The organism is Phenylobacterium sp. LjRoot219, from assembly GCF_964252995.1.
Lineage (GTDB): Bacteria > Pseudomonadota > Alphaproteobacteria > Caulobacterales > Caulobacteraceae > Phenylobacterium.
Genome location: NZ_CAXUQI020000001.1, coordinates 1,029,550 through 1,056,139 on the forward strand (window position 1 = coordinate 1,029,550; position 26,590 = coordinate 1,056,139).

The following is a 26,590-nucleotide window of genomic DNA, read 5'->3' on the forward strand; positions in this document are numbered from 1 at the left end:
TCGATGAGCGGTCATCAGTTCGTTCCGGACCCGGCGGTGTCGATCGTCCGCGGGGCGCCGTTGTCGGAGGAGCCGGGGCTCGGGTCGCTGACCCTGTCCGGCTTCCTGCGCGAGGTCACCGGGCGCTTCGCCGAGCGCGAGGCGCTGGTGCACCGCCGTCCGGACGGGACGGTGGAGCGCTGGTCCTACTCCCAGCTGTGGGACCGCTCGGTCGAGGTGGCCAAGGCGCTGGTCGCCGGCGGCCTCGGCAAGGGCGAGCGGGTCGGCGTGCTGATGACCAACCGGGCGGAGTTCCTGGCCTCGGTGTTCGGCACGGCCCTGGCCGGCGGCGTCGCATCCCCGCTCAGCACCTTCTCGACGCCGCACGAGCTGGAGCATCTGGTCGCCAGCTCGGCCTGTTCGGTGCTGCTGCTGGAGCGGCAGGTGCTGAAGAAGGACTTCGCCCAGATCCTCTGCGACCTGGACCCGGCGATCGCCGGGACGGCGCCGGGCGGGCTCGCCTCGGCCCGGTTCCCGTTCCTGCAGCACCTGGCGATGATCGACGCCGAGGCGCCGCTGGGAGCGATCGAGACCTGGGCGGACTTCCTGCGCCGCGGCGCCGAGGTGTCGAGCACGCAGCTCGAGGCGCGCGCGGCGACGGTCGCGCCGGCCGACCCCGGGGTGCTGTTCTTCTCGTCGGGCTCGACCAACAAGCCGAAGGGCATCCTCAGCGCCCACCGCGGGGTGTCGATCCAGCTGTGGCGCATGCGCCGCCAGCAGGGCCTGGGCGAGGGCGTCCGCACCTGGACGGCGAACGGCTTCTTCTGGTCGGGCAACTTCTCGATGGTGGTCGGCGGCACGCTCGCCGCCGGCGGTTCGCTGGTGTTGCAGCGGACCTTCCAGCCGGAGGAGGCGCTGGCGCTGATGGCGGCCGAGCGGGTCAGCTTCCTGTTCGCCTGGCCGCACCAGTGGGCGCAGCTGGAAGACGCCCGCAACTGGGCCGAGGTCGATCTCTCGGCGCTGAAGTACGTCGACGCCGACGGCCCGATCGCCCGGCGGCCCGAGGTGAGCACGACCTGGATCGAGCCGCGCCACGCCTACGGCAACACCGAGACCTTCACCCTCAGCACCGGCTATCCAGCCAACACCTCGCGGGCGGAGGCCGGCGACAGCCACGGCCCGCCCTTGCCCGGCAACACCCTGAAGATCGTCGATCCGCTGACCGGGGTCGTCACGCCGCGCGGCGCGCGCGGCGAGGTAGCGATCAAGGGGCCGACCCTGATGCTCGGCTACCTCGGCACGCCGCTCGACGAGACGCTGGACGACGAGGGCTACTTCCGCACCGGCGACGGCGGCTACGTCGACGAGCAGGGCCGGCTGTTCTGGGAAGGCCGACTGAACGACATCATCAAGACCGGCGGGGCCAACGTCTCGCCGGTGGAGATCGACAGCGTCATCCAGGAGCATGCTGGGGTGAAGGTCTCCCAGACCGTCGGCGTGCCGCACGAGACCCTCGGCGAACTGGTGGTCACCTGCATCGTGCCGCAGGACGGTGCTGCGCTCGACGAGGCGGCGGTGCGCGACTTCGCCAAGGAGAAGCTCGCCTCCTACAAGGTCCCGCGCCGAGTGCTGTTCTTCGCCGAGGGCGACCTGCAGCTGACCGGCAGCGCCAAGGTGAAGACCAGCGACCTGCGGGCGCTGGCGGCGAAGCGGCTGGAGGCGGAAGCGGCCAGCTGAGCGGCGACATCATCCAAGAAGCCGGGCGCTGATCCGGCGAACACCACCAGGAGGAAGCGAACATGGCGAAGGTTGCGTTGGTGACGGGCGCGGCGGCGGGCATCGGGCGGGCGTGCGCGCGCCGGCTGGCCAGCGAGGGGATCGCGGTCGGCGTGCTCGATATCAATCTCGAGGGCTGCCAGAAGGTGGTCGACGAGATCGCCTCCGCCGGCGGCAAGGCGCTCGCCCTGCAGGCCTCGATCGCCGACCGGGCGCAGGTGACCGCCGCGGTCGCCAAGCTGCGCGAGGCGTTCGGTCCGGTGACGGTGCTGGTGAACAACGCCGGGATCACCGACACCACGCCGTTCAAGGAGATCACCGACGCGCAGTGGGATCGGATCCTCGAGATCAACCTCAAGGGGACCTTCATCGTCACCCAGGTGGTGCTGCCGGACATGGAGGCGGCCAAGTGGGGCCGCATCGTCAACATCTCCTCCTCCAGCGCCCAGACCGGGGCGATCGGCATGGCCCCCTATTCGGCGTCGAAGGGGGCGATGATCACGCTGACCCGCACGCTGGCGCAGGAGCTCGGCCCGCTGGGGATCACGGTCAACAACATCCCGCCGGGCACGGTGATGAACACGGTGATGTCCGAGGCCAACCGGGCGAAGTTCCCGATGTCGATGGACGCCCTGGTGAAGTCGATCCCGGTGCGCCACACCGGCGAGCCGGAGGACATCGCCAACGCCTGCGCCTTCCTGGTGTCCGAAGCCAGCAGCTACGTCACCGGCCAGACGATCGGCGTCAACGGCGGCCGCGTGGTCTCCTGACGATCGCCGGGGTTCGCGCGAGATTGGTTCGTCTTTCGGAATAGCAGAGGTCCGCGCCGGCGTGGTACGGCGCGCACGATGAACCTTCGCGCGGGCTCCTTCGCGATGGCCGCCGGCGCCAGCCGGCGGCGCTTCCTGCAAGCCTCTGTCGCCGTCGCGACCTTGGCGGCGGCGTCGCCGGCGCGGGCCGCGCACCGGGCGATGCAGGCGGACCCGTTCATCGAGACGCTGATCGGCGCGATGAGCCTGGCGGACAAGGCCGGCCAACTGACGCTCACCGCCGGCCTCGGCATCGGCCGGCGGCTCAATCCCGGCGCGGAGCCCGGCGCGACGCCGGAGCAGGTCCGGCGCAACATCGCCGCCGGCCGGGTCAGCGGCTACTTCAACGTCTTCGACCTCGACGCCTGCCGGGCCATGCAGAAGGTGGCGGTGGAGCGGTCGCCGCACCGCATCCCGCTGATCTTCGCCGGCGACGTGATCCACGGCCTGCGAACCGCATATCCCGTGCCGCTCGGCGAGGCCGCCAGCTTCGATCCAGAGCTCTGCCGCCGGACGGCGCGGGCGACGGCCGTCGAGGCCACCGCCCTGGGCGTCCAATGGACCTTCGCGCCGATGGTCGACGTCGCCCGCGACCAGCGCTGGGGCCGGGTGGCGGAGGGCGCTGGCGAGGACACCTGGCTCGGCGGCCTGCTCGGCGCGGCGCGGGTCCGCGGCTTCCAGGGGTCGGACCTGCGGGCGGAGGATTCCCTGCTCGCCTGCCCGAAGCACTTCGCCGGCTACGGCGCGGTGCAGGGCGGGATGGAATACAACGCCGTCGACATCCCCGAGACGACGCTGCGCGAGGTGCACCTGCCGCCGTTCAAGGCGGCGTTCGACGCCGGCGCGATCGCCACCATGTCGGCCTTCAACGAGGTGGCCGGCGTGCCGGCGACCGGCAACCGCCACCTGCTGACCGAGATCCTGCGCGACGAATGGGGCTTCCCGGGGCTGGTCGTCTCCGACTTCACCTCCGAGAAGGAGCTGATCGCCCACGGCTTCGCCGCCGACGAGCCGGACGCGGTGCTCAAGGCGCTGAGCGCCGGCTGCGACATGGCCATGCAGAGCGGCCTCTACCTCAAGCACATCCCAGATCTCGCCCGCTCCGGCCGGCTGCCGCAGGGCGTCGTCGACGAGGCGGTACGCCGGGTGTTCCGGGTGAAGAAGGCGCTGGGCCTGTTCGACAACCCCTACCGCTCGCTGGACCCGGCGCGCGCGGCCACCGACGTGCGCCGGCCGGAGTTCGTCGCCCTGGCCCGCGAGGCCGGCCGCAAGTCGCTGGTGCTGCTGAAGAATGACGCCGACCTGCTGCCGCTGCCGAAAGCCGGCAAGGCGATCGCCCTGATCGGGCCGTTCGTCGCCGATCGCCTCGATGCGCTGGGGCCGTGGATGGTGGTCCCCGACTTCGCCGCCGCCGTGACCCTGGAGGAGGGCTTCCGCGCGGCGATGGGGCCGGAGGCGCGGCTGACGGTGGTACCGGGCTGTGGGGTCGAGGCCGCGACGCCCGGCGGGATCGAGGCCGCCGTCGCCGCGGCCCAGGCGGCCGACGTGGTGGTGCTCTATCTCGGCGAGTCGGCGGACATGTCCGGCGAGGCCGCCTCGCGGGTCGACATCGGCATTCCCGCGCCGCAGCTGGCGCTGGCCGAAGCGGTCGCTGCGGTCGGCAAACCGGTCGTGGTGTTGCTGAAGCACGGCCGGGCGCTGGCGCTGTCCGGCGCGGTGAAGGATGCGCCGGCGATCCTCTGCACCTGGTTCCTCGGCTCGGAGTCCGGCCACGCCATCGCCGACGTGGTGTTCGGCGACCATGCGCCCCAGGGCCGGCTGCCGGTCAGCTTCCCGCAGGCCTCCGGACAGCAGCCGTTCTACTACAATCACCGTTCGACCGGCCGGCCGGAGCCGCCGGACGACGGCAGGTTCAAGGCGCGCTACCGCGAGGTCTCGAACGCCGCGCTCTATCCGTTCGGACACGGGCTGGGCTACTCGACCGTGGTTTACGGGCCGACCGAGGTCGGCGCGCCGGAGCTGGCGCGGGGCGGGGCGCTCAAGGTCACCGCGACCGTCGCCAACACCGGGTCGCGGGCGCAACACGAGGTCGTTCAGCTCTACATCCACGACAAGGCGGCGAGCCTGGTCCAGCCGGTGCGGGCGCTGAAGGGCGTGCAGCATCTCGACCTGGCGCCCGGCCAGCGCGCGGTCGTCGAGTTCGTGCTCAGCGAGCGCGATCTGGCCTTCGTCCGCGCCGACCTGGCGACCGCCGCCGAGCCCGGCAGCTTCGAGGTCTGGATCGCCCCGTCCGCGACGACCGGGACGCCGGCGACCTTCGCGCTCGCCGGCTGAGCGCCTCGACTATAGGCTGCCGCCTCAGAACCATGCCCGTGAAGTCCCCGCCCAGCGATCTCGTCCAGCCGCGCCGCCCACGCGGCCGCCCCAAGGCCGAGGATCTCGCCGGCCTCGAGGCGCGGTTGATCCAGGTCGGCCGCGAGCTGTTCTTCCGCGACGGCTACGGCGCGACCAGCATGTCGGAGGTCGCCCGTGCGGCGCGCGCCTCGAAGACCACCCTCTATTCGCGCTTTCCGTCCAAGGCCGCGCTGTTCCGCGCGATCGTCGCCGCGCAGATCGAGAGCTGGGACACCGGCGTCCATCACACGCCGATCGAGGGCTGCGACACCCTGGAAGAAGTGCTGCTGGTCTACGGCGACATCCTGATGCGCGCCGCCATGACGCCGGAGTTCATCCAACTCAATCGCCTGCTCTACAGCGAAGCCGGGCGCTTTCCCGAGCTGGCCGAGATCGCCGAGGCCCGGGTCCGGCGCGGGACCGACTACATCGCCGGCCAGATCCGCGCCTTCGCCGCACGCAACGGCGCGCCATGTCGCGACCCCGAGGCGGCGGCGGAGCTGTTCCTGATGACCCTCAACGGCTGGGCGAGCGCGGTGGTGCTGGGCGGCCGCAGTGTCGGCGCGGACGCGCGCAGAGCCTGGCTGCAGCACATGGTGCGGAGCCTGCTCGACGGCCGATCGAGCTGGTAGCTGGAAAAGTACGGAAGGGTACTATTCTGGCTCGCGAAGGCGAGTTAGTACGGATCTCGAAGTGGCGCGCCGTCGGGCGTGCGGGTTGCGAGGTGACCGATGGAAACGCCCACCTATCCGCCGGCGACGGCGTTCGAGCCGCCGGCCGCGGCGCCGTTCGAACTCAGGGTGGACGCGGTTTCCCTGGCCGAGCTGATGACCGCGCCCGAGGCTTGGGCGGTGGTGCTGAAGCACGCGCCGATGATGAAGATGGTGGTCCAGGCGCCCCACACGAAGCCCTACCTGACCAACTTCACGGTGGAGAGTTTCGTCGCCTATGGCGTCGTCCAGCCGCCGGCCCTGAAGGCCATCGACGAGGATCTGCGGCGGCTGCCGCGCAGCGCCTGGCCAGTGCTGTGAGCCCGGTGCTCGACCTCCGTCCCGATCGCCGGCAGATCCTGGCGTCCGCCGCCGGCGCCGCGATCCTGATCGCCGCGCCGCTCGCCGCCCGCGCCGCCGACACCGCCGAGCTGACGCTGGGCCGCAACCAGGCGTTCGACCTCGGCTGGAAGTTCCGCCGTGGCGCGGGCGCCGGTCTCGAGGCGCCCGGCGTCGACGACGCCGGCTGGCGCACGGTCGACCTGCCGCACGACTGGAGCATCGAGGACCTGCCGCCGCAGCCCAACGCGACCATCGTCGGACCGTTCGACAAGGCGGCCGAGGGCGGGACGGCGACCGGCTTCGCGGTCGGCGGCGACGGCTGGTACCGCAAGCGCTTCCGGCTGGCCGCGCCGGCCGGCGGCCGCGTCGAACTGCGGTTCGACGGGGTCTACATGGCCAGCGACGTCTGGCTGAACGGCCAGCACCTTGGCTTCCACCCGAACGGCTACACGCCCTTCGCCTATGACCTGACGCCCCACCTCGCGGCCGACGGCGACAATGTCCTCGCCGTGCGGGTGCAGAACCGCGGCAAGAACAGCCGCTGGTACTCCGGCTCGGGCATCTACCGCCGCGTCTGGCTGGACGTGCTGGCGGAGCCGGCGCGGATCGCCCGCTGGGGCGTCGGCGTCGTCACCCGTCGCGTCACCGACGCCGGCGCCGCGATCGAGATCGACACCGCGCTGGAGGACGTCGGCGACGGTCTGACGCTCGCCTCGCGCATCAAGGACCCGTCCGGGCGGACGGTCTGGGAAGGCTCCGCGCCGGCCGCGGCGCAGGTCCGCCAGACCACCACCCTGGCCACCCCGCGGCTCTGGTCGCCGGACACGCCGGCGCTCTACCGCCTGGAGACCGAGCTTCGCCGCGGGTCGGCGGTGGTCGACCGGAGCGAGACCGAATTCGGCGTGCGGGTCATCGCCTTCGACGCGGTCCGCGGGATGACCGTCAACGGCGCGCTGACCAAGCTGCGCGGCGGCTGCATCCACCACGACAACGGCCTCTTGGGCGCGAGCGCCTTCGACGCGGCGGAGGAACGCAAGGTCCGGCTGCTGAAGGCGCGCGGCTACAACGCCCTGCGCGCCTCGCACAATCCGTTCTCGCCGGCCTTCCTGCGGGCCTGCGACCGGCAGGGGGTGATGGTGATCTCCGAGGCGTTCGACGCCTGGCGCGCGCCGAAGCTGCCGCAGGACTATTCGACGGCGTTCGAGGACCACTGGCGCGGCGATCTGGCGGCGATGGTGCTCAGCGCCCGCAACCACCCCTCCGTCATCATGTGGAGCATCGGCAACGAGATTCCGGCGCGCAACCTGCCGGCCGGGGTCGAGGCGCAGTGGCTGCTGGCCAACGAGGTCCACAAGCTGGATCCGACCCGGCCGGTCACCGCGGCGATCAACGACTTCCCGGGGCGCCAGGTGATCCCGTCCGAAACTTCCGCGCGACCGGGACGGGCGGGGGTGGCCGACGAGGCCAGCGCCGTCTTCCTCGACGTCGTCGGCTACAACTACAAGCTCGCGAAGTACGAGCGCGACCACCAGCGCTTCCCGAACCGGATCATCTACGGCTCGGAGAGCTTCCCGAAGGACGTCTTCGCCATCTGGGAGCTGACCGACCGTTCGCCCTGGCTGCTCGGCGATTTCGTCTGGACGGCGATGGACTACCTCGGCGAGGCGGGGCTCGGCGGCGGGGTCTACGCCGCCGACGCCAAGGGGCTGGCGCTCGGGGCCTGGCCCTGGGTGGTCGCCGGCTGCGGCGACCTCGACCTGATCGGCAACGCCAAGGGGCCTTCGCTGGCGCGCGACGTGGTCTGGGGGCTGAGCCCGCTGGAGATCGCCGTGCAGAAGCCGCCGCCGGAGGGCAAGGTCGAAGTTCTGCGGCCGTGGGGCTGGTCCGACGAGCGGCAGAGCTGGAGCTGGCCGGGCCAGGACGGCAAGCCGCTGGCGGTTCGGGTCTACACCGCGGGCGACCGGGTCGAGCTGCGGCTCAACGGCCAGCTCGTGGAGGCCAAGCCGGTCACCGCCGCAGACCTCAAGCATGTCGAGTTCAAGGTCCCCTATGCGGCCGGAACTCTGGAGGCGGTGGCGTTCCAGGGCGGCCGGGAGCTTGCCCGGCGGCGGCTGATCACGGCAGGCGCGCCAGCGGCGATCCGCCTGGTCCCGGAGGGCAAGGGCGTCGGCGGCGCGGGCCGTGGCGACGTCGCCTATGTCGCCGTCGAGGTGGTCGATGCGCAGGGGCGGCGGGTCCCCGACGTGGAGCAAGCCGTGCAGCTCTCGATCTCCGGACCGGCCGAACTCGCCGGGTTCGGCAGCGCCAATCCGCTGGCGGTCGGCAGCTTCCAGTCGGCCGCGGCGAAGACCTGGGACGGTCGGGCGCTGCTGATCGTGCGCGGCGCAGGTCGCCCTGGGCGCGTCAGGATCGAGGCGCGGGCCGAGGGGCTCAAAAGCGGGGCGGCGACGCTGCGCCTGACCTGAGGCGTGACCGAGGTGTGGCGGGCCGCCTGGTCCACCCTGCGTGAGCGCGATTGTTTCGGATTGCGAATGATTGAAGTTGCGCGGGAGGTGAGCGCCGCCTAGCTTGTCCCGATAAGAACGGGAGGGACGAATGACCGGCCGCAGACTGACCGCGCTCGCTGCAGCGCTTCTGGCGAGCACCGCGCTGGCGACCGCCGCGCACGGCCAGGCCGCGCCGGCGACGGCGTCCTCGCTGGAGGCCGGCTTCCAGACCCCGCCGAACAGCGCCCGGCCGCGGGTCTGGTGGCACTGGATGAACGGCAACGTCACCAAGGACGGCATCGCCAAGGACATCGAGTGGATGTCGCGGGTCGGCATCGGCGGCCTGCAGAACTTCGACGCCCAGCTGAGGACGCCGCAGGTGGTCGAGAAGCGGCTGGTCTACATGACGCCGGAGTGGAAGGATGCTTTCCGCTACGCCGCGACCTTGGCCGATCAGAAGGGGCTCGAACTGGCGATCGCCGCTTCGCCGGGCTGGAGCGAGACCGGCGGGCCGTGGGTGAAGCCGCAGGACGCCATGAAGAAGCTGGTGTGGAGCGAGACGGTCGTCGAGGGCGGCCGCCGCTTCGCCGGCCAGCTCGCGCCGTTGCCGCAGACGACCGGACCGTTCCAGGACATGCCGAAGCTGGCGGGCGTCGGCGCGATGATGGGGGACAAGGCGCCGCCTGCGCCGGCGTTCTCCGCCGACGCCGCGGTGGTGGCCTACCGCCTGCCGGACATGCGCGCGCTGCCCGCGCCGCAGATCAGCGTGGAGCAGGGCGAGACGCTGGACGCCAAATTGCTTTCCGACGGCGACCTCAAGTCCGTGGTGCAGGTGAAGCGGCAGTTGGCCGATCAGCCTGCCGCGCTGGTGCTCGACTACGGCGCGAAACAGACCGTACGGTCGGCGACCGTCTACATCCCCTCGGCGCAGGCGATCTTCGGCGGGCCGGCTCTCGACGCGACGCTGGAGGCGCAGGACGGCGCGGGCTGGCGCAAGGTCGCCGACGTGCCCCTGAGCAACGTGCCGACGACGGTGAGCTTTGCGCCGGCGACCGCCGCGAAGTTCCGGCTGGTCATGAAGCCGCCGGCCAAGGCCTCCATTTTGAACGCACTGTCCGCCGCCCCGCCCGGCGTGGCCATGAACTTCCCGCAGATGCCGTCGCCGACGACCGTGCAGGTCGCTGAGGTGCGGCTGAGCGGCGAGCCGCGGGTCAACGCCGCGGAGCTGAAAGCCGGCTTCGCCGTGGCTCCCGACTACTATGCGCTGGATGCGGACGCCGGTCCGGACGTGAAAGGCGTGACGCCGGACGCGGTCGTCGACCTCACTGGTAAGCTGCGCCCCGACGGGACGCTCGACTGGGCCCCACCCGCCGGTCGCTGGATGGTGCTGCGGCTCGGCTATTCGCTGACCGGCACCATCAACCATCCGGCGACCGCCGAGGCCACCGGCCTGGAGGTCGACAAGTACGACGGCGCGGCCGTGCGCCGGTACATGGAGACCTATCTCGGCACCTACGCCGACACGACCGGGCCGGAGCTGTTCGGCCAGAAGGGGCTGCGCGCCATCCTCACCGACAGCACCGAGGTCGGCCCCTCCAACTGGACTCCGAAGCTGATCGAGCAGTTTCAGAAACTGCGCGGCTACGACCCGCGGCCGTGGCTGCCGGCGCTGAGCGGGGTGGTCGTCGGGTCGCGCAAGGAAAGCGACGCCTTTCTCTACGACTTCCGCCGCACCCTGGCCGACCTGCACGCGAGCGAACACTACGGCACGGTCGCCGCCGTCGCCCATGAGAAGGGCCTGAAGGTCTACGGCGAGGCGCTGGAGGATCATCGCCCGGTGCTCGGCGACGACATGGCCTTGCGGAAGTTCGCCGATGTGCCGATGGCGGCGTTCTGGATGTACAGCGAGAAGTCGGGGCCCCGGGCCACCTATCTCGCCGACATGAAGGGCGCCTCGTCGGTCGCCCATATCTACGGCCAGAACCTCGCGGCGGCGGAGTCGCTGACCTCGGCCATGGCCCCGTGGGCCTTCGCCCCGTCGCACCTGAAGCCGGCGATCGACCTGGAGTTCGCCAGCGGCATCAACCGCCCGGTGATCCACACCTCGGTGCACCAGCCGCTGGACGACAAGGTCCCGGGCCTGTCGCTGTTCATCTTCGGCCAGTACTTCAACCGTCACGACTCCTGGGCCGAGCTGGCCAAGCCCTGGGTCGATTACATGGCCCGCTCCAGCTACCTGTTGCAGCAGGGCCGCAACGTCGCCGACGTCGGCTATTTCTACGGCGAGGAAGCGCCGATCACCGGGCTTTACGGCGACCAGCCGGTGGCCGACGCGCCGGTGCGCTACGCCTATGACTTCGTCGGATCCGACGCGCTGCTCACCCAGCTGAAGACCGAGGGCGGCGACCTGGTGTCGAACGGCGGCGCGCGCTACCGCGTCCTCTACCTGGGCGGCTCCAGCAGCAAGATGACCTTGCCGACGCTGAAGCGGCTGGCGGCGCTGGTCGAGGGCGGGGCGACCGTTGTCGGCGCCGCGCCCACCGCCTCGCCCAGCCTCAAGGACGACAAGGTCGAGTTCCAGGCGCTGGTCGGCAAGCTGTGGAGCGGCCAGCCGGTCACCCAGGTCGGCCAGGGCAAGGTGATCGCCGGTCAGGACGTCGAGGCGGCGCTGGCGCAGATCGGCGCGGCGCCCGATTTCGCCTTCAGCGGCGCGGCCGACGCCAACGTGCTCTTCGTCCACCGGGAGTTGGCGGACGGCGACCTCTACTTCCTCAACAACCGCAAGGACCGGCCCGAGGCGCTGGAAGCCCGCTTCCGGGTCAGCGGCAAGACGCCGGAGATCTGGCGCGCCGACACGGGCCGGGCCGAGCCGGTGTCCTACCGCATCGAGGGCGCAGAGACCGTCGTGCCGCTGGCGATGCTGCCGCAGGACGCCTTCTTCGTGGTGTTCCGCCAGCCGGCCGCGGCGCCATCGGCGAGCGTCGCCCCGCCGGCCTGGCGCGCGGCGGCGACGCTCGACGGCCCGTGGACGGTCGACTTCCAGCCGGGGCGCGGCGCGCCCGCCTCGGTGAAGTTCGACCGGCTGCAATCGTGGACCGACAGCGCCGACCCGGGGGTGAAGTACTTCTCCGGCGTGGCGACCTATCGCCAGAGCTTCCAGGCGCCGAAGGGCTGGAAGCCGGGCCAGCCGTTGATGCTCGACCTCGGCCAGGCGGCCGACATCGCCCAGGTGTCGGTCAACGGCCAGGACGTCGGCTACGCCTGGAAGGCGCCCTATCGGGTGGACGTCTCCAAGGCGGTGCGGCCGGGCAAGAACACGCTGGAGGTCAAGGTGGCCAACCGCTGGATCAACCGGCTGGTCGGCGACGCCCAGCCAGGCGCGACCAAGCTCACCTACACCACCCTGCCGACCTACAAGGCCGACGCGCCGCTCACGCCGTCCGGCCTGCTCGGGCCGGTGACGCTGCAGGTCCAGTAGTACGCCCAGGCGATCCCGGCGCCGGGGCGGCCGATTTCGGTTGATCCCCGGCCCGCGGCCTCGTTTGCTGAAGCCGACAAATCGGGAGGAGGCGACGGCGGCCAGGTGCAACTGGACGACCGGGACCCCAGGCTTCGGGACGAGCGAATGAGCGGCAAGTTTGGCGCCCGCACCGCGGTGATCGCCGGCGTGGCGATGACGCCGCAGGGCGATCTCAGCGACCGGACGGCGGAGCGCGTCTACTGGGACGTGGTCAAGGCGGCGATCGCCGACGCCGGGCTCAGGGTCTCCGACATCGACGGGCTGATCGGCGACGCGGCTGAGGGGCTCGGCCTGCGCAGCGCCCTGCCGGCCAGCGTGACGGCGGACCTGGTCGGCCGCCCGTTGCGGTTCCACAGCGTGACCTCGGTCGGCGCGGCCTCCTCCGCGGCGGGCGTCGGCCTGGCGGTGATGGCGGTGGAGCAGGGGCTGGCCGACGTGGTCATCGTGCCCACCGTCGCCGCCGGCCAGGCCAAGGGCTACGTCGGCGGCGACCGTGACGCGGCGATCGCCATGATGGCCAAGCTGGGCACGCCCTACGAATGGCTGTGGGGCACCACGCGGGTCGCCGACTACGCCGTCATCGCCCAGCGGCACATGCACGAGTACGGCACCACCTCGGCCCAGCTGGCCGAGATCGCCGTCGCCCAGCGCCGCGGCGCGGTGCTGCAGCCGCTGTCGGCCATGGGCAAGCGCGGCGAGATCACCGTCGACGACGTGCTGAACTCCAAGCTGATCGCCGAGCCGCTGCGGCTGCTGGACAGCTGCATCGTCAACCAGGGCGCGGGCTGCGTGGTGGTGGCGGCCGAGGAGCGGCTCGACCGCAGCCGGCCGCGGGTGCGGCTGGTCGGCTACGGTCAGGCGCACGGCTATCTCGACCCCTGCTCGGCCCCGAGCCTGACGACCTTCGCCGGCGGGATCGCCGCCGACCAGGCGTTCGCGCGGGCCGGCGTCGGCCGCGACGAGATCGACGTGGTGGGCATGTCCGACCACTTCACCATCAATGTGCTGATCGGCCTGGAGGACGCGGGCTTCTGCGCGAAGGGCGAGGGCGGCGCCTTCGTCGAGGGCGGGGCGCTGGCGTTCGACGGCCGGTTGCCGACCAACACCGCCGGCGGCTTCCTGTCCTGCAGCCACGCCGGGCTCTGCGGCCTGTTCACCCTGATCGAGGTGGTCGAACAGCTGCGCGGGACCGCCGGCGCCCGCCAGGTGGCCGACGCCAAGCTGGGCTACGTCCACGGCATGGGCGGGGTCTTCCAGAACCACTTCGCCGCCGTTCTCGCGAGGGATTGAGCATGAGCCTGAACGAGAAGTTCCTGCCGCCGGACGACATGCCGGCGTTCCACAAGCCGTTCTGGGAGGCGCTGAAGCGCCACGAATTCCGGGTGCAGGCCTGCGAGGACTGCGGCGCGCTGCGCCATGTGCCGAAGGAGATCTGCCCGGCCTGCAGTTCGGACCGCTGCGGCTGGACCCAGGTCAGCGGCAAGGGGACGGTCTACACCTACACGGTGATCCACCGCGGCCCGACGCCGGCCTACCAGGCCGACGCGCCCTATGTGATCGCCCACGTCGAGCTGGACGAGGGGCCGCGGGTGATCAGCAACCTGATCGACTGCGATCCTGCGGCGGTGCGCATCGGCATGCCGGTGGAGGTGGTCTTCGAGGACGCCTCCGCCGACTGGACGCTCTACAAGTTCCGCCCCGCCGCGGGCTGAGCGGAATCAAATCCCCAAAACCCGCTCGTCCCGGCGAAGGCCGGGAGCGTCTTCCTCTCCCGCGACGCGGGAGAGGGGGACGCCTTTCTTGCTCAGTTCGCTCAGGCCTCGCGGCCGATGCCGTGGGCTTCCTTTAGCGTGGCCTTCTGCAGCTCGATCCGCGCCAGCGGGTTCGGCGTCGGCTCCGCCACCTTGCTCAGGGTGTTGCGGTCCTGGTGGCGGAACGGCTCGCTGCGGCCGCGGACCATCAGCATGGTGTCGGAGACGTAGCTCCAACTGCCGTCGTCGTTGAAGGTCACCGTGAACTCGTAGGCGTCCGTGCGGAACGCCAGCTCTAGGAAGTCGGTCGAGCAGATGCCGTAGCCCGGCCCGCCGCGGTCGGCGCGCACGACGATCTGCGTGTCGTCGGCCCGGCCCTGGCCGCGGGCCAGCGCCGTCTGGCCGCGCGGGATCGTCAGCGACTGCATGATCAGCCCGGTCGTCGGCTCCCACAGCCAGTAGCCGACCTGGTCGTGGAAAGTAGTCTCCTCGTCGGAGGCGACGATGTGCACGTGGTACCGCAGGCCGTAGAGCAGTTGCGGGCCGTTCGACTGCGGGTCGATCGGCTGCATCTCGATGCGCTCGATGAACTCGCGCCGCTCGGGCCCCTCGGCCTTGGGGTTCAGATCGACGCCCCGGCGGCCTTCCCAGATCCCGGCGAGCCGCCGCAGCGGGCCGAGATTGGCGAGGGTGTCGGGATCGACGTCCTCGGTTTCCGTGAAGATGTCGTCGCCATAGTCGTGCATCGCGCCGCCCTCCGAGCTTCCCCCGCCGGGTGTACGCGCCGGCGGCTTTCGTCAAGCCGCAAACTTAAGGTGGCCGAGCGCTGCGCTCGCTCGTCCCCGCCGCCGCTGCCATGGACAGCTTCGTCGGAAAGTGAGAGCGGATGTTTCGGTATCTGAAGAAATTCGAGGGGACGATGCGCGGCTTCAAACGTTTGCTGGCTCAGGCGCTGCTGGCCGGTTCCTGCCTGTCGATCCTGGCGGGCGCGCCGGCGGCCGGGCGCGAGCCGGCGAAAGCGAGGGCGGCGATGAGCGACGAGGCGGTGCGCGCGCGGGCCGACGCCCTGATCGCGCAGATGACCCCGGAGGAGAAGGCCGGCCAGCTCAGCCAGTTCTTCTACCTGCAGCCGATGCCGCCGGCGAACAAGCCGGCGCTCGAGGCGCTCGGCAAGGGACAGGCGGGCGCAATGCTGTTCGTCACCGATCCGGCGGAGGCCAACCGGCTGCAGAAGATCGCCGTCGAGCAGACCCGGCTGAAGATCCCGCTGCTGTTCGGCTTCGACGTGATCCACGGCCTGCGCACCATCTTCCCGGTGCCGCTCGGCATGGCCGCCTCCTGGGACCCGCAGCTGGTCGAGCAGAGTCAGGCGGTCGCCGCGGCCGAGGCCCGCGCCGTCGGTGTCCACTGGGCCTTCGCCCCGATGCTCGACATCGCCCGCGATCCGCGCTGGGGCCGTATCGTCGAAGGGCCGGGCGAGGATCCCTATCTCGGCTCGGCGATGGCCGTGGCCCAGGTGAAGGGCTTCCAGGGCGACTACATCGGCGCGCCGAACCGGATCATCGCCGGGCCGAAGCACTTCGCCGGCTATGGCGCCTCGCTCGGCGGCCGCGACTACGACGAGGTCAACCTCTCCGACAACGAGCTGTGGAACGTCTACCTGCCGCCGTTCAAGGCGGCGGTGGACGCCGGCGCCGGCAACGTCATGGCCGCCTACATGGGGCTGAACGGGGTGCCGGCGGCCGGCAACCACTGGCTGCTGACCAAGGTGCTGCGCGAGACCTGGGGCTTCAAGGGCTTCGTCGTCAGCGACGCCAACGGCGTGCAGTCGCTGGCCGCCCAGGGCCTGGCGGTCGACAAGGCCGACGCCGCGGTCCGCGCGCTGCAGGCCGGGATCGACCTGGAGATGTCGCCGCCGATGACCCCGGCGGCGATGCCGACGCTGGTGCAATCGCTGAACGAGGGGAAGATCACCCAGGCCCAGCTCGACGACGCCGTGCGCCGCGTGCTCGAGGCCAAGATCCGCATGGGCCTATTCGAGAACCCCTACGTCGACCCGGCCAAGGCCGAGGCGGTTCTCGACGATCCGGCGCACCTGCAGCTGGCGCGGGTCGCCGCCGAGCGCTCGGCGGTGCTGTTGAAGAACGAGGGCGGCCTGCTGCCGCTCGACCGCAAGGGGATCAAGTCGATCGCCGTGATCGGGCCGCTGGCCGACTCCGCCCGCGACACGCTCGGCCCCTGGGTGTTCCCGCAGAACAAGCCGCAGGGGGCCTCGGTGCTGTCGGGCCTCAAGGCCAAGCTCGGTCCGGCCGTGCGGGTGGACTATTCGGAAGGCGTGCGGATGCCGCCGCGGACCTTCCCGTCGCCCATGGCTCTGCTCGACCCGCCGCAAAAGCGCGCGCCGCTCGACGAGACGGCGGAGATCCAGCGTGCGGTGGGGCTGGCGAAGGCCGCCGACGTCGCCGTGCTGGTGCTGGGCGAAGGCCAGGACATGATTGGCGAGGCCGCCTCGCGCGCCTCGCTCGACCTGCCGGGCCGCCAGCAGGAGCTGCTCGACGCGGTGGTGGCCACCGGCAAGCCGGTGGTGGTGCTGCTGATGAGCGCCCGCCCGCTGAACCTGAAGGAGACCCAGGCCGCGGCGATCCTGGACATCTGGTATCCGGGCTCGGCCGGCGGCGAGGCGGCGGCCAACTTGCTGTTCGGCGAGGCCAATCCGGGCGGCAAGCTGCCGTTCACCTGGATCCGCGACGCGGCGCACGCCCCGAACCCCTACGCGCAGCTGATCTCCCATGCGCCGAAGGACGCCGACAAGCGCTACTGGGCCGGCTCCAGCGCGCCGACCTGGCCGTTCGGCCATGGCCTCAGCTACACCAGCTTCAAGTACGCCAACCTGCGCATCGAACGGCCCAGCTACCGAGTCGGCGAGGCGGTCGGCGTCTCGGTCGAGCTGAGCAACGCCGGGGCGCGCGCCGGCGACGAGGTCGCCCAGCTCTACATCCACCAGCGGTCGGGGACCTCCGCGCGGCCGGTGCGCGAACTGAAGGGCTTCCAGCGCGTCAGCTTGAAGCCCGGCGAAACCCGCATCCTGCGCTTCACCCTGAAGCCCGACGACCTGCGCTACTGGAGCGCTGTGACCGGCGGCTGGGTGCAGGACGAGGCGGCGTTCGACGTCTGGGTCGGCGGCGACTCGAAGGCCGAGCTGGCCGGGACCTTCGAGGTCAGGGGGCGGTAGCGCCCGCGCCGCTCGCGGCCTTCGCCGCGGCGGCGACCCGCGCGAGCTCGTGCGGCCGGTTCAGGCTGAAGTGCTCGCGCTCGGTCGCGGTGAAGACGATCTGCTCGCGTTCGCGGACCAGGGGATCGGCCTTGCCGCCGCCCTTGGCGCCGCCTTCCGGGGCGATGCGGAAGGCGATCAGCACCGGCCCCACCTTTCGGTAGTCCGACACCTGCAGTGCGCTGGTCTGGGGGCCGGCGCGGTCGACGATCCGCCGCAGCAGGTGGCTCTTGCGGTCGAACCACAGCTCGCGCGGCTCGCCGCCGCCGGGCTGGACGCGCAGCACGTCGTAGGCGCGACCGCCCAGCTGGCGTATGCCGACATAGTCGCCGCGGCCGTCGAAGCGGCCGCGGAAGAAGAAGCCGTTGGCCGCGAAGAAGGCCTCGGTGCGCGCCTTCGCCAGCGTCGGGTGGTCCTTCACCGCGGTGATCTCGCCGCCCGGCGCGACCTGCCAGACCGCCTGGCCGTTGAAGCCGTCGATGCGCAGGCCGTCGGGCTCGCGGACCTCGCTGCGCAGGCCGTAGCGCAAGGGGTCGATCCAGGCCTCGTAGGCGCGGCCGTCCTGCCGGCCGGTCTCGCGCCAGCCGCGCAGCAGGTACCAGCCCTTGCCGCCGGTCGCCGTGAAGGCCTGTGACAGCACCGCCTCGGCGGCGCGTGAATAGCCCTGGGCCTGGGCCGCGCTCGCGGCGAGCGCGCCGGCGAGCAGCAGGGCGAGGAACGGAATCGGCCGGCGCAGACGCATCACCGGCAGGAAGGGGCCGAGCTTGGCGACATTGCGGCGGCGCTTCGATCGGTCATGGCGGCGGGGTCCGGCGGCTGCCCTCCGGCAATGGCCTGGATCGGCCGGCCGCGCAACGGCCGCCAGCGCCGCGGGCGGCCTAGGTGATCCTGTGGATGGCGGGCGGGTCGCTCGCCGGGAAGGTGTCCTCGAGCGCTTCGTCGAGCATCGCCTCGCGCGCCTCGATGTCTTGCTGCTCGGAGGTCGGGATCACGCGCTCTTCAGCGGGTCGGGGCTCTTCGCGCTCACGTCGCTTCTTCACCGAACGCTCCCATCGACGGTCGCCCATAGGAGAACCCGCCATCGGCCCGGAGGTTCAGCGCCCAAGCAGTTCGCTCAACAGGTCGTGGTAGCTCAGCGCCAGCGTCTGCAGCCGCAGCCGCACCGGCTCGAGCGCGGCGTAGCATTTGGCGGTCATGCGGAAGTCCCAGCCCTGGCGGACCAGCCAGCCCGCCTCGACCAGATCGGCGAGCTTGCGCCGCGCGGTTTCCTTAGGAATGGCGACCGAGGCGGCGATCGAGCGGATGTTGGTGCCAAGGCTCGGCAGCACCTCGGGCTCGCCGGCCATGATCGCCGCATGCGCCAGGGTCTTGAACTGCGGGTGCTCGGTGGTGCGCATGGCGATAGCCAGCAGGATGAGGAATTTGTCGACGTCGCCGTCGCAGACCTCGCGCGCCGAGGTGAAGAGGTTGAGCAGCGGCCGCAACAACTCGCTGGCCACCCGCGGGTAGTTTTCTTGCAGGGTGAGGGCGCGGCTGCTCGACAATTCGGGGCCTATACTCGACATGAGCGTTCGAGATCGGGCTCCCAATCACAGGTTGATCTGGCGCCGCGGGGTTCAATGACCTTCGATGGCAAGTCGTTGGCGCAACCCGCAAGCGAGTTGAGGCCCAAATTGGGCTTACTCGCGCCAAGGTTGCGCAATCGCGGGAATTGCAAATTTGCAAGATCAGTACCGCATTATTGCAATAGCGCGGCGCCGCCCCGGCTGATAGCGGACAAGCATGCGAGACATCACACACTTCATCGACGGCCAGTCCGTCGCGGGGACCTCCGGCCGCTACGGCGAGGTCTTCAACCCGAACACCGGCGAAGTTCAGGCGCGGGTGCAGCTGGCGACGGTCGGCGAAGTCGACGCCGCGGTGCAGTCCGCGCTGCGCGCGCAGCAGACCTGGGCGCTGGTCAACCCGCAGCGGCGCGCGCGGGTGATGTTCGAGTACAAGCGGCTGCTCGAAGCCAACATGAACGAGCTGGCCGAGATGCTGTCGGCCGAGCACGGCAAGGTGGTCGCCGACTCCAAGGGCGACATCCAGCGCGGCCTGGAGGTGATCGAGTTCGCCTGCGGCATCCCGCAGGCGCTGAAGGGCGAGTACACCGAGGGCGCCGGCCCGGGCATCGACGTCTATTCGATGCGCCAGCCGCTCGGCGTCTGCGCCGGCATCACCCCGTTCAACTTCCCGGCGATGATCCCGATGTGGATGTTCGGCGTGGCGATCGCGGTCGGCAACACCTTCGTGCTGAAGCCGTCGGAGAAGGATCCGTCGGTGCCGGTGCGCCTGGCCGAGCTGTTCATGGAGGCCGGCGCGCCGAAGGGCGTGCTGAACGTCGTCCATGGCGACAAGCTGTCGGTCGACGCGCTGCTCGACCATCCGGACGTCAAGGCGGTCAGCTTCGTCGGTTCGTCGGACATCGCCCAGTACGTCTACGCCCGCGGCACCGCCACCGGTAAGCGGGTGCAGGCGATGGGCGGGGCGAAGAACCACGGCATCGTCATGCCGGACGCCAACATGGACCAGGCCGTGAAGGACATCATGGGCGCGGCCTACGGCTCGGCCGGGGAGCGCTGCATGGCGCTGCCGGTGGTGGTCCCGGTCGGCCAGAAGACCGCCGAGGAGCTGCGCGAGCGGCTGCTGGCGGAGATCGAGACCCTGAAGGTCGGGGTCTCCACCGACGCCGCCGCCCAGTACGGTCCGGTGGTCTCGGCGGCCCACAAGCAGAAGGTCAGCGACTACATCCAGCTGGGCGTCGACGAAGGCGCCGAGCTGGTGGTCGACGGCCGCGGCTTTGCGCTGCAGGGCTACGAGAAGGGCTTCTTCATGGGCCCGACGCTGTTCGACCACGTGAAGACCTCGATGCGCACCTACAACGAGGAGATCTTCGGACCCGTGCTGCAGATCGTCCGCGCCGACAGCTTCGACGAGGCGGTCGCCCTGCCGAGCCAGCACCAGTACGGCAACGGCGTGGCGATCTTCACCGGCAACGGCCGCGCCGCGCGCGAGTTCGTCAGCCGGGTGCAGGTCGGCATGGTCGGCGTCAACGTGCCGATCCCGGTGCCGGTGTCCTACCACTCGTTCGGCGGCTGGAAGCGTTCGGGCTTCGGCGACACCAACCAGTACGGCATGGAAGGCGTGCGGTTCTACACCAAGGTGAAGACCGTCACCGCCCGCTGGCCGGAAGGCTCGGTCGAAGACTCCGCCTTCGTCATTCCGACGATGAAGTAGGGCTGCGCATCATGTCCGTTTCTCGCATCGCTTTCATCGGCCTTGGCAACATGGGCGGCGGCATGGCCGCCAACCAGGCCAAGGCTGGCCGCGACGTCCTGGCCTTCGACCTGTCGGAGGCCGCCCTGAAGCGCGCCGTCGAGGCGGGCTGCAAGGCCGCGGCTTCGGCCGCCGAGGCGGTGCGCGAGGCGGACGTGGTGATCACCATGCTCCCGGCCGGCCCGCACGTGCGCAAGGTCTACGACGAGCAGGTGCTGCCCAACGCCCGGCCGGGAACGGTGATGGTCGACTGCTCGACCATCGACGTGGAGAGCGCGCGGGCGGTCGCCGCCCAGGTCAAGGCGGCGGGCTTCCGTTTCGCCGACGCCCCGGTGTCCGGCGGCACGGCGGCGGCCGACGCCGGCAGCCTGGCCTTCATGGTCGGCTGCGACGAGGCGGACTTCGCGCTGGTCGAGGAGATCCTCGCGCCGATGTCGCGCGCCACGATCCGCGCCGGCGATCATGGCACCGGCCAGGCGGCGAAGATCTGCAACAACATGGTGCTGGGCATCTCGATGATCGCGGTGTGCGAGGCCGTGGCGCTGGCCGAGAAGCTCGGCCTGGACCCGGAACGCTTCTTCGAGATCACCTCGAAGTCGTCGGGCCAGTGCTGGAGCGTCACCAGCTACTATCCGTGGCCCGGGCCGGTGCCGGCGGCGCCGTCGAACCGCGGCTACGAGGGCGGCTTCGCCACCGCCATGATGCTGAAGGACCTGAAGCTCGCCCAGGACGCCGCCGCCAAGGCCGGCGCGGCGACGCCGATGGGGGCGCAGGCCGAGGGGCTCTACGCCCTGTTCGAGCGGCTGGGGGCCGGCGGCAAGGATTTCTCCGCCATCCTGCACCTGTTGCGCGGCCAACTCGGCGACATCGGCCTGCCTAAGCCCTGACGGTTACCTCGTCGGATTGATCAGCAGCTTCTCGCCGGTCGCCTTGCGGGTGCTGGCGAGCAGCACCTCCGGCTCCAGCAGCTCGGCCAGCGAGATCTCCCGGCTGTAGTGGCTGGCGAAGACGGTCTTCAGTCCCGCCAGCACCCGCTGGCGCAGCTGCGCCGCCCGTTCTGGCCCGAGCCGCATCAGGATCGGCGGCATCAGCCAGCCGCCGACGTTCCAGGTCATGCCGAAGTTGCGCAGCAGCTCGGTCGGGCCGGTGTCGAGTACGCCGTAGATGTAGACCTGCTTGCGCTCGATCGAGCCGTAGACGCTGAAGTCGGTCATCCGCGCGGTCGCCGCAGCCTCCATGGCGGCGAGGATCTGGCTGGCGATCCGGCCGCCGCCGATCGCGTCGAACGCCAGCGTCGCGGCGGTCGCTGCGACCGCGGCGCGCAGATCGTCGTCGAACCCGGGCGCGCTGGAGTCGCAGACGTGCTCAGCGCCCAGGCCGCGCAGCAGCTCCGCCTGCTCTGGCCGCCGCACGACGTTGACCAACGGGATCTGGTCCTCCGCGCAGACCTTCACCAGCATCTGGCCGAGGTTGGAGGCGGCGGCGGTGTGGACCAGGGCGGTATGGCCCTCGAGCCGCATGGTCTCGATCATCGCCAGCACCGTCAGCGGATTGACGAAGGCCGCCGCGCCCTCCGCCGCGGTCGTTCCCTCCGGCAGCACCAGGCAGTCGGCGGCCTTGGCGAGCCGGTGCTGGGCGTACATGCCGCCACCGAGCAGGGCCACGCGCCGGCCGAGCAGGTCGCGCGCCTGGTCGCCCGCGGCGATCACCAGCCCCGCGCCCTCGTTGCCGATGGTCAGGGTGTGGCCGAGCCGCCGGCTGGCCGCCTTCAGCGCCGCCGGCGACAGCGGAATGACGGTCCTGGCGCCCTCGCGCCGTGCCCGGGCGGGGTCGGCCGGCCCGAGCAGCACGCCGAGATCCGACGGATTGACCGGCGTCGCCTCGATCTGGATCAGCACCTCGTCCGGTCCGGGGGCGGGCGTCTGGACCGTCGCCAGGTCGAGCACCAGGTCGCCGGCGGCGGTCAGCGTGGAGGTCATCTGCAGGCTGCGATCTGGCGCGCTCGAACTCATGGCCGTCTCCTGAAGCTTAAGGTGGTGCTTGCCCGCGGGGGGCGGTTCGGCGGCGGGCGCGCGGGATCAAGTAAACGCGTTGGCGATCTCTTTTGGCAGCGCCTCGTGACTGCGTCGAGGCCAGTGTTCGTTCGTCGGGTCCAGAACTCGACCCGCGTGCGCCGGCGGATACGGTCAAGCTTGGGAGTTCAAGGATCCGTTACCAGTCCGCCTCGTGTTGCAGTCTTTAGCTCTACGGCAGAGCTTCCGGCGATCTACAGCAAAGCTTCGATACTGCGTCGAGGATCTATAGTTGCCGTCTCTTGAACACTATTCTGTGGGGATCGGCAAACTTTTGAGGTGCAGATTAACTTCCGACAGGATGGACTACCTCCGGTGCGCGTATTGGTGCTGCAGAAGGATGACTTCGCACCGGCAGAACAGGAGCCGACGCGCATCCGGCGGAAGCGTCGGCCCCGCGCGCCCAAGGCGGAAAGAGGAGCTAGGCATGGAAAAAAAGGAAGATGGCCCGCGGGCCGCCGTGGATCGCCGCGCCTTTCTGACTACGGCGGGCAAGTTCGCGCTAGTGACGCCGCCCGCCATGACGATGCTCTTGTCGACGAGCCTCTCGTCGCCCGCGATCGCGGCGTCCGGCGTCGGCAGCTATAGCGGCGGCGGCGGCGGCGGCGGCTCGACCAGCTCCGGCGGATCGAGCAGCTCGAACGGCTCGGCCAGCGCCGGCGGACCCGGCGGCGGCGGCGGCGGCGGCGGCGGCGGCGGCGGCAAGTGGGGCGGCTGGTGGGGTAACTGGTCTGGCAAGTGGTGGGGTAGCTGGAAGAACGGCGTCTAGTCGGTACACACGGTGACGTCGCTTGATTGCGCCGCGGTCCGGGAGTCGTACGCACCGACCCCCGGGGTCCGGCTTTTGCGTCTCGACGGACGTTGCCTGCTCTATTCCCAGGATCACCAGCAGGTCCTGGAGCTGAATGAGACAGCGGATCGGATCTGGCGAGCCTTGGCGGCTGCCGGATCCGTGACCGCCGCGGCCGGCGAATTCGCCGACCTCGGCCTGTCCGCCGCGCAAGCGGCGGAGCTCATCCGGGACACAGCCTTGCAATGGACCGCCGCCGGCTTCCTGGCGCCGCTGGCGTTGGAGGAACTGCTGGCGCGCGGCGCCGCCGACCGGACCCTGGTCCTGGACGAGCTCGTCGTCGACCTTCGACTGCATGGCGTCGCGTGCCGCGAGCTGGACCTGGTGTTCGGCCATCTCTACGCGAACCGCGACGGCGCGCGCAGCCGGCTGTCGATCGTCGAGCACGCCGGCCAGCTGCTGTTCTACGTCGAGCGCCGCCTAGTGCTCGCCAGCGGGCCGGAAGGCCTGGTCGCGCACGTCAAGGCGATCCTCACCGACCTCTATGTCGACGCCGTGGAGAACGGCTTCCTCACCCATGGCGCCCTGCTGCAAAACGGCGACTGCTCGCTGCTGCTCAGCGCCGAGCCCGGCGCGGGCAAGACGACGCTGGCCCTGGCGCTGGCGGCCGTCGGGTGGCGATACGGCAGCGACGACATCGTCCGCCTCAGTCCGGAGGGCGCGGCGCGCGGCGTCCCCTTCGCCGCCGCCGTGAAGAGCGGCGGCGTATCGCTGCTGCACGGGTTCTGGCCGGAGCTCGAGCGCCTGCCGGAATGGGAAAGGACCGATGGTCAGCGGGCGCGCTACCTGCTGCCGCCGCAGCGGGCCCAGACGCCGCAGCCGCTGAGCGTCGTCGTCACGCTGGCGCGCCGTCCCGGCGCGGCGGCCGAGGTCAAGCCGATCTCGGCGGTCGACGCGCTGGGGGCCATCGTGCACAGCGCCTACGCGCGCCGCTGGTGCATGACCGGCGACGCGCTGTGCAATCTTGCGGCGACCCTCGAGCGCGCGGTCTGCGTGCGGCTGGAGTATTCGGACCTGGGGCCCGCCGTGCAGGCGATCGGGGAGCTCGCCGGTGTCCAGGCTGAAGCCGCTTAAGACCCTCTCCGCCCTGCTCGCTGGCGACCTGCCGGTCAAGGTCGACTGGATGTCGGTGTTGGCGCTGGCCAACGAGGCGCTGGTCACGCCGCAGATCTATTCGGCGGCGCTGCAGACCGGGACCGTGTCGCAGTTTCCGTCCGAGGTCCGCATCTTCCTGCACGAGGTCTGGCTGCGTAACCGCGAGCGTAACCGCCGGCTGTTCGAGCAGCTGCGGGAGGCGATCGCGACGCTCAATGCGGCCGGCATCGAGCCGGTGCTGCTCAAGGGCGCGGCGCACTGGGTGGCGCTGGGGCGGCCGGCCGAACACGACCGGATGCTGACCGACATCGATCTGCTGGTCGGCGACGAGCACGCCGCCGCCGCGTTGAGCGCGCTCGAAGCCACCGGCTACGTCGCGCACAAGCTCTGGAAGGACCCCGGCAAATACGTGGCGGCGGATCTCGGCCGCCCGGATTGCGTGGGGGTCATTGATCTCCACCGCCGCCCGCCAGGCCGGGAAGCCGAGGCGCGCGCCGCGATGGCGCTCGACGGCGAGCTGGCGACGGTGAGCTGGGACGGCGTGCGCGCCAAGGCGCCGAGCCCGGCGCTGCAGGTCTTCCTGCTGGTGCTGCACGACCAGTTCGAGGACGGCGGCTACTGGCGCGGCAAGTTCGTCCTGCGGCACCTGATGGACATCGCCGACCTGACCCGTCAGCCGCGCGGCGTGGACTGGGACGTGGTGGCCGGGCTGGCGAACACCCGGCTGGTCAGGAACACCACCGACGCACAGCTGTTGGCGGCGGCGTCGATCTGCGGGGCCGTCGTGCCCCGAACTGCGCAGCGTCCATGGGTGCGCATGCAGTACGCGCGCCTCCAGGCGCAGTTCGCCTGGCCGCACCTCAAGCCGCTGCTCGTCCAGTTCTCAGGCTGACCGACCGCGAGATGGCGGGCCTTCGCCCGCGATCCGGCCCGCGCCGTCACTTCTTAAGGTCCCGCCGTATGCCTTGAATTTCAAATGATACGGCAGCTCGGCCGTCTTCGACGCAATCTGTGCTTTGGGGGCGCTACAACCGGTAGCGGAGGAGAGAGCAATATGGCGCAGGTTGTCGCGGGGCCGGCTGGCTTCGACATGACCGAGTTTGACCTCAGCGCGCTGATCAACGGCGCTGTGGTGACCAGGAATGCCGCAAACTACACCTTGGACCTTGGCGGCGGGCGCGGGGTCACGTTCGTCGGCGACAACTTCACCTACGGCGCGCAGAACTTCCCGACCGGCGGCGCGATCACGGGCATCCAGGAGCGCTTGAACGGGCAGGTCGTCGTGGATCTGACCGGCATCAGCGTCCCGGTCGGCGCCTTCCAGTCCTGGGCGGTCAACGGTCAGACGCTGCAGGGCATCGAGGCGATGTTCGCTGGCCCGGACGTCCTGACCGCCTCGAACAATCCCGGCAACGTGCTGGGCGGTTTCGGCGGCGACGACATGCTGGTCGGCGGCGTCGCGGGCGACGTGCTGGACGGCGGCGTCGGCAACAACACCATCATGGGCGGGGACGGGAACGACACCCTCGGCGCGCCGGATTCCACCGGCTTCAACTATGTCCGCGGCGGGCTGGGCAGCGACGCGATCTTTGGCGGCGATGGTTACGACGACATCAACGGCAACCAGGGCGAAGACACCATCACGGGCGGCGATGGCGGCAACGACTGGCTCCTGGGCGGCCAAGGCAACGATCAGGTGACCGCCTTCGCGGGCAACGTGATCATCAACGGCAACATGGGCAACGACACGGTCACCGGCGGCCCCGGGGCCGATACGGTTCGTGGCGGCCAGTCCGAAGACATCGTTCGCGGCGGCGCGGGCGATGATCACCTCTACGCCGACCGCGGCAACGACACCGTCACCGGCGGGACCGGCGCCGATGTCTTCCACTTCCAGGCGGCGGGCGGGACAGACTGGATCACGGATTTCGACGGCTTGGCCGGCGACCGGATCCAACTCGACCCCGGCGCGACCTACACCGTGACCCAGGCCGGGGTGGACACCCTCATCACCCTGAGCACCGGCGATGTGCTGGCGCTGGCCGGCATCGCGAGCACGTCGCTGCAGCAGGGCTGGATCCTCACCTGACCGAGGCGCGGGTGTCAGCGCGTTGCGGACTCAGGGCTCGCTCTCCGGCGGAGGGCGAGCGCGTTCGCGCATAAACCGCTTTTCAATCGCCGGCCGCTAGCCTCGCGGGCTCCTACCGCCAGAAAGCG

The 26,590-nt window shown here is 70.8% G+C and carries 21 protein-coding genes; 16 read left to right on the forward strand and 5 right to left on the reverse strand.

Features of this window, described 5'->3' with window-relative positions:
* The first annotated feature begins 3 nt into the window (after positions 1 to 3).
* From ACSQ14_RS05115 to ACSQ14_RS05155, 9 genes are all read left to right on the forward strand, one after another.
* Positions 4 to 1,716: a class I adenylate-forming enzyme family protein gene (locus ACSQ14_RS05115; protein WP_436010387.1), complete on the forward strand. Its 1,713-nt coding sequence runs from the start codon at positions 4 to 6 to the stop codon at positions 1,714 to 1,716.
* Positions 1,717 to 1,778: 62 nt separating this feature from the next.
* Positions 1,779 to 2,525, forward strand: a complete 747-nt coding sequence (locus ACSQ14_RS05120) for an SDR family NAD(P)-dependent oxidoreductase (protein ID WP_436010389.1) — start codon at positions 1,779 to 1,781, stop codon at positions 2,523 to 2,525.
* Positions 2,526 to 2,603: 78 nt separating this feature from the next.
* Entirely contained in the window at positions 2,604 to 4,898 is a 2,295-nt protein-coding gene (gene bglX, locus ACSQ14_RS05125) for a beta-glucosidase BglX (protein WP_436010391.1), read from the forward strand.
* A gap of 38 nt (positions 4,899 to 4,936) precedes the next feature.
* Positions 4,937 to 5,590, forward strand: a complete 654-nt coding sequence (locus ACSQ14_RS05130) for a TetR/AcrR family transcriptional regulator (RefSeq protein WP_436010393.1) — start codon at positions 4,937 to 4,939, stop codon at positions 5,588 to 5,590.
* Positions 5,591 to 5,689: 99 nt separating this feature from the next.
* Positions 5,690 to 5,989, forward strand: a complete 300-nt coding sequence (locus tag ACSQ14_RS05135) for a hypothetical protein (protein ID WP_436010395.1) — start codon at positions 5,690 to 5,692, stop codon at positions 5,987 to 5,989.
* 5 nt (positions 5,990 to 5,994) lie between these two features.
* A complete protein-coding gene (locus tag ACSQ14_RS05140; RefSeq protein WP_436010397.1) occupies positions 5,995 to 8,475 on the forward strand; it encodes a sugar-binding domain-containing protein in 2,481 nt (826 codons plus the stop codon).
* A gap of 130 nt (positions 8,476 to 8,605) precedes the next feature.
* The gene (locus ACSQ14_RS05145) at positions 8,606 to 11,974 is read left to right on the forward strand and encodes a glycosyl hydrolase (RefSeq protein WP_436010399.1); all 3,369 of its coding nucleotides are present in this window, start codon (positions 8,606 to 8,608) and stop codon (positions 11,972 to 11,974) included.
* A 147-nt stretch (positions 11,975 to 12,121) separates the two neighbouring features.
* On the forward strand, positions 12,122 to 13,306 hold the full coding sequence (locus ACSQ14_RS05150; RefSeq protein ID WP_436010401.1) for a thiolase C-terminal domain-containing protein: 1,185 nt from the start codon (positions 12,122 to 12,124) through the stop codon (positions 13,304 to 13,306).
* Between the two features lie 2 nt (positions 13,307 to 13,308).
* Positions 13,309 to 13,728, forward strand: coding sequence for a Zn-ribbon domain-containing OB-fold protein (locus tag ACSQ14_RS05155; RefSeq protein WP_436010403.1), 420 nt, complete (start codon positions 13,309 to 13,311; stop codon positions 13,726 to 13,728).
* A 101-nt stretch (positions 13,729 to 13,829) separates the two neighbouring features.
* Here the strand turns inward: ACSQ14_RS05155 and ACSQ14_RS05160 are convergent, their stop codons facing one another.
* On the reverse strand, positions 13,830 to 14,513 hold the full coding sequence (locus tag ACSQ14_RS05160; protein WP_436010405.1) for an FABP family protein: 684 nt from the start codon (positions 14,511 to 14,513) through the stop codon (positions 13,830 to 13,832).
* A gap of 140 nt (positions 14,514 to 14,653) precedes the next feature.
* On the opposite strand from ACSQ14_RS05160, the gene ACSQ14_RS05165 reads away from it, so the two are divergent.
* The gene (locus tag ACSQ14_RS05165; RefSeq protein ID WP_436010407.1) at positions 14,654 to 16,999 is read left to right on the forward strand and encodes a glycoside hydrolase family 3 N-terminal domain-containing protein; all 2,346 of its coding nucleotides are present in this window, start codon (positions 14,654 to 14,656) and stop codon (positions 16,997 to 16,999) included.
* Here the strand turns inward: ACSQ14_RS05165 and ACSQ14_RS05170 are convergent.
* From ACSQ14_RS05170 to ACSQ14_RS05180, 3 genes are all read right to left on the reverse strand, one after another.
* Positions 16,986 to 17,783 (reverse strand): hypothetical protein, encoded by a 798-nt coding sequence (locus ACSQ14_RS05170; protein ID WP_436010409.1) that lies wholly within the window; start codon positions 17,781 to 17,783, stop codon positions 16,986 to 16,988. The two genes, ACSQ14_RS05165 and ACSQ14_RS05170, sit on opposite strands and share 14 nt — an antisense overlap.
* A gap of 133 nt (positions 17,784 to 17,916) precedes the next feature.
* Positions 17,917 to 18,078: a hypothetical protein gene (locus tag ACSQ14_RS05175; protein WP_436010411.1), complete on the reverse strand. Its 162-nt coding sequence runs from the start codon at positions 18,076 to 18,078 to the stop codon at positions 17,917 to 17,919.
* 54 nt (positions 18,079 to 18,132) lie between these two features.
* The gene (locus tag ACSQ14_RS05180; RefSeq protein ID WP_436010413.1) at positions 18,133 to 18,603 is read right to left on the reverse strand and encodes a hypothetical protein; all 471 of its coding nucleotides are present in this window, start codon (positions 18,601 to 18,603) and stop codon (positions 18,133 to 18,135) included.
* A gap of 217 nt (positions 18,604 to 18,820) precedes the next feature.
* Between ACSQ14_RS05180 and ACSQ14_RS05185 the strand changes: the two genes are divergently transcribed.
* Positions 18,821 to 20,317 carry a CoA-acylating methylmalonate-semialdehyde dehydrogenase gene (locus ACSQ14_RS05185; RefSeq protein WP_436010415.1) on the forward strand — a complete coding sequence of 499 codons (1,497 nt, stop codon included), beginning with the start codon at positions 18,821 to 18,823 and terminating at the stop codon, positions 20,315 to 20,317.
* Between the two features lie 11 nt (positions 20,318 to 20,328).
* Positions 20,329 to 21,243 (forward strand): 3-hydroxyisobutyrate dehydrogenase, encoded by a 915-nt coding sequence (gene mmsB, locus ACSQ14_RS05190; RefSeq protein WP_436010417.1) that lies wholly within the window; start codon positions 20,329 to 20,331, stop codon positions 21,241 to 21,243.
* 3 nt (positions 21,244 to 21,246) lie between these two features.
* Here mmsB and ACSQ14_RS05195 read toward each other — a convergent pair whose 3' ends face one another.
* Positions 21,247 to 22,368 carry an alcohol dehydrogenase catalytic domain-containing protein gene (locus tag ACSQ14_RS05195; RefSeq protein WP_436010419.1) on the reverse strand — a complete coding sequence of 374 codons (1,122 nt, stop codon included), beginning with the start codon at positions 22,366 to 22,368 and terminating at the stop codon, positions 21,247 to 21,249.
* A 487-nt stretch (positions 22,369 to 22,855) separates the two neighbouring features.
* Here ACSQ14_RS05195 and ACSQ14_RS05200 point away from each other — a divergent pair, with 487 nt between their 5' ends.
* From ACSQ14_RS05200 to ACSQ14_RS05215, 4 genes are all read left to right on the forward strand, one after another.
* Entirely contained in the window at positions 22,856 to 23,197 is a 342-nt protein-coding gene (locus ACSQ14_RS05200) for a hypothetical protein (RefSeq protein ID WP_436010421.1), read from the forward strand.
* Positions 23,198 to 23,380: 183 nt separating this feature from the next.
* Positions 23,381 to 24,352, forward strand: coding sequence for a hypothetical protein (locus tag ACSQ14_RS05205; RefSeq protein ID WP_436010423.1), 972 nt, complete (start codon positions 23,381 to 23,383; stop codon positions 24,350 to 24,352).
* Positions 24,330 to 25,265 carry a nucleotidyltransferase family protein gene (locus ACSQ14_RS05210; protein WP_436010425.1) on the forward strand — a complete coding sequence of 312 codons (936 nt, stop codon included), beginning with the start codon at positions 24,330 to 24,332 and terminating at the stop codon, positions 25,263 to 25,265. The genes ACSQ14_RS05205 and ACSQ14_RS05210 overlap by 23 nt, the downstream gene beginning before the upstream one ends.
* An 84-nt stretch (positions 25,266 to 25,349) precedes the next feature.
* Positions 25,350 to 26,462 (forward strand): calcium-binding protein, encoded by a 1,113-nt coding sequence (locus ACSQ14_RS05215; protein WP_436010427.1) that lies wholly within the window; start codon positions 25,350 to 25,352, stop codon positions 26,460 to 26,462.
* The last annotated feature ends 128 nt before the right edge of the window (positions 26,463 to 26,590 follow it).

What these genes read in the sequence shown, in the direction of transcription:
- ACSQ14_RS05115 (WP_436010387.1), top strand. Translation starts at nt 4, where the DNA reads ATGAGCGGTCATCAGTTCGTTCCGGACCCGGCGGTGTCGATCGTCCGC.
- ACSQ14_RS05120 (WP_436010389.1), top strand. Translation starts at nt 1,779, where the DNA reads ATGGCGAAGGTTGCGTTGGTGACGGGCGCGGCGGCGGGCATCGGGCGG.
- bglX (WP_436010391.1), top strand. Translation starts at nt 2,604, where the DNA reads ATGAACCTTCGCGCGGGCTCCTTCGCGATGGCCGCCGGCGCCAGCCGG.
- ACSQ14_RS05135 (WP_436010395.1), top strand. Translation starts at nt 5,690, where the DNA reads ATGGAAACGCCCACCTATCCGCCGGCGACGGCGTTCGAGCCGCCGGCC.
- ACSQ14_RS05145 (WP_436010399.1), top strand. Translation starts at nt 8,606, where the DNA reads ATGACCGGCCGCAGACTGACCGCGCTCGCTGCAGCGCTTCTGGCGAGC.
- ACSQ14_RS05150 (WP_436010401.1), top strand. Translation starts at nt 12,122, where the DNA reads ATGAGCGGCAAGTTTGGCGCCCGCACCGCGGTGATCGCCGGCGTGGCG.
- ACSQ14_RS05155 (WP_436010403.1), top strand. Translation starts at nt 13,309, where the DNA reads ATGAGCCTGAACGAGAAGTTCCTGCCGCCGGACGACATGCCGGCGTTC.
- ACSQ14_RS05160 (WP_436010405.1), bottom strand. Translation starts at nt 14,513, where the DNA reads ATGCACGACTATGGCGACGACATCTTCACGGAAACCGAGGACGTCGAT.
- ACSQ14_RS05165 (WP_436010407.1), top strand. Translation starts at nt 14,654, where the DNA reads ATGTTTCGGTATCTGAAGAAATTCGAGGGGACGATGCGCGGCTTCAAA.
- ACSQ14_RS05180 (WP_436010413.1), bottom strand. Translation starts at nt 18,603, where the DNA reads ATGTCGAGTATAGGCCCCGAATTGTCGAGCAGCCGCGCCCTCACCCTG.
- ACSQ14_RS05185 (WP_436010415.1), top strand. Translation starts at nt 18,821, where the DNA reads ATGCGAGACATCACACACTTCATCGACGGCCAGTCCGTCGCGGGGACC.
- mmsB (WP_436010417.1), top strand. Translation starts at nt 20,329, where the DNA reads ATGTCCGTTTCTCGCATCGCTTTCATCGGCCTTGGCAACATGGGCGGC.
- ACSQ14_RS05195 (WP_436010419.1), bottom strand. Translation starts at nt 22,368, where the DNA reads ATGAGTTCGAGCGCGCCAGATCGCAGCCTGCAGATGACCTCCACGCTG.
- ACSQ14_RS05200 (WP_436010421.1), top strand. Translation starts at nt 22,856, where the DNA reads ATGGAAAAAAAGGAAGATGGCCCGCGGGCCGCCGTGGATCGCCGCGCC.
- ACSQ14_RS05215 (WP_436010427.1), top strand. Translation starts at nt 25,350, where the DNA reads ATGATACGGCAGCTCGGCCGTCTTCGACGCAATCTGTGCTTTGGGGGC.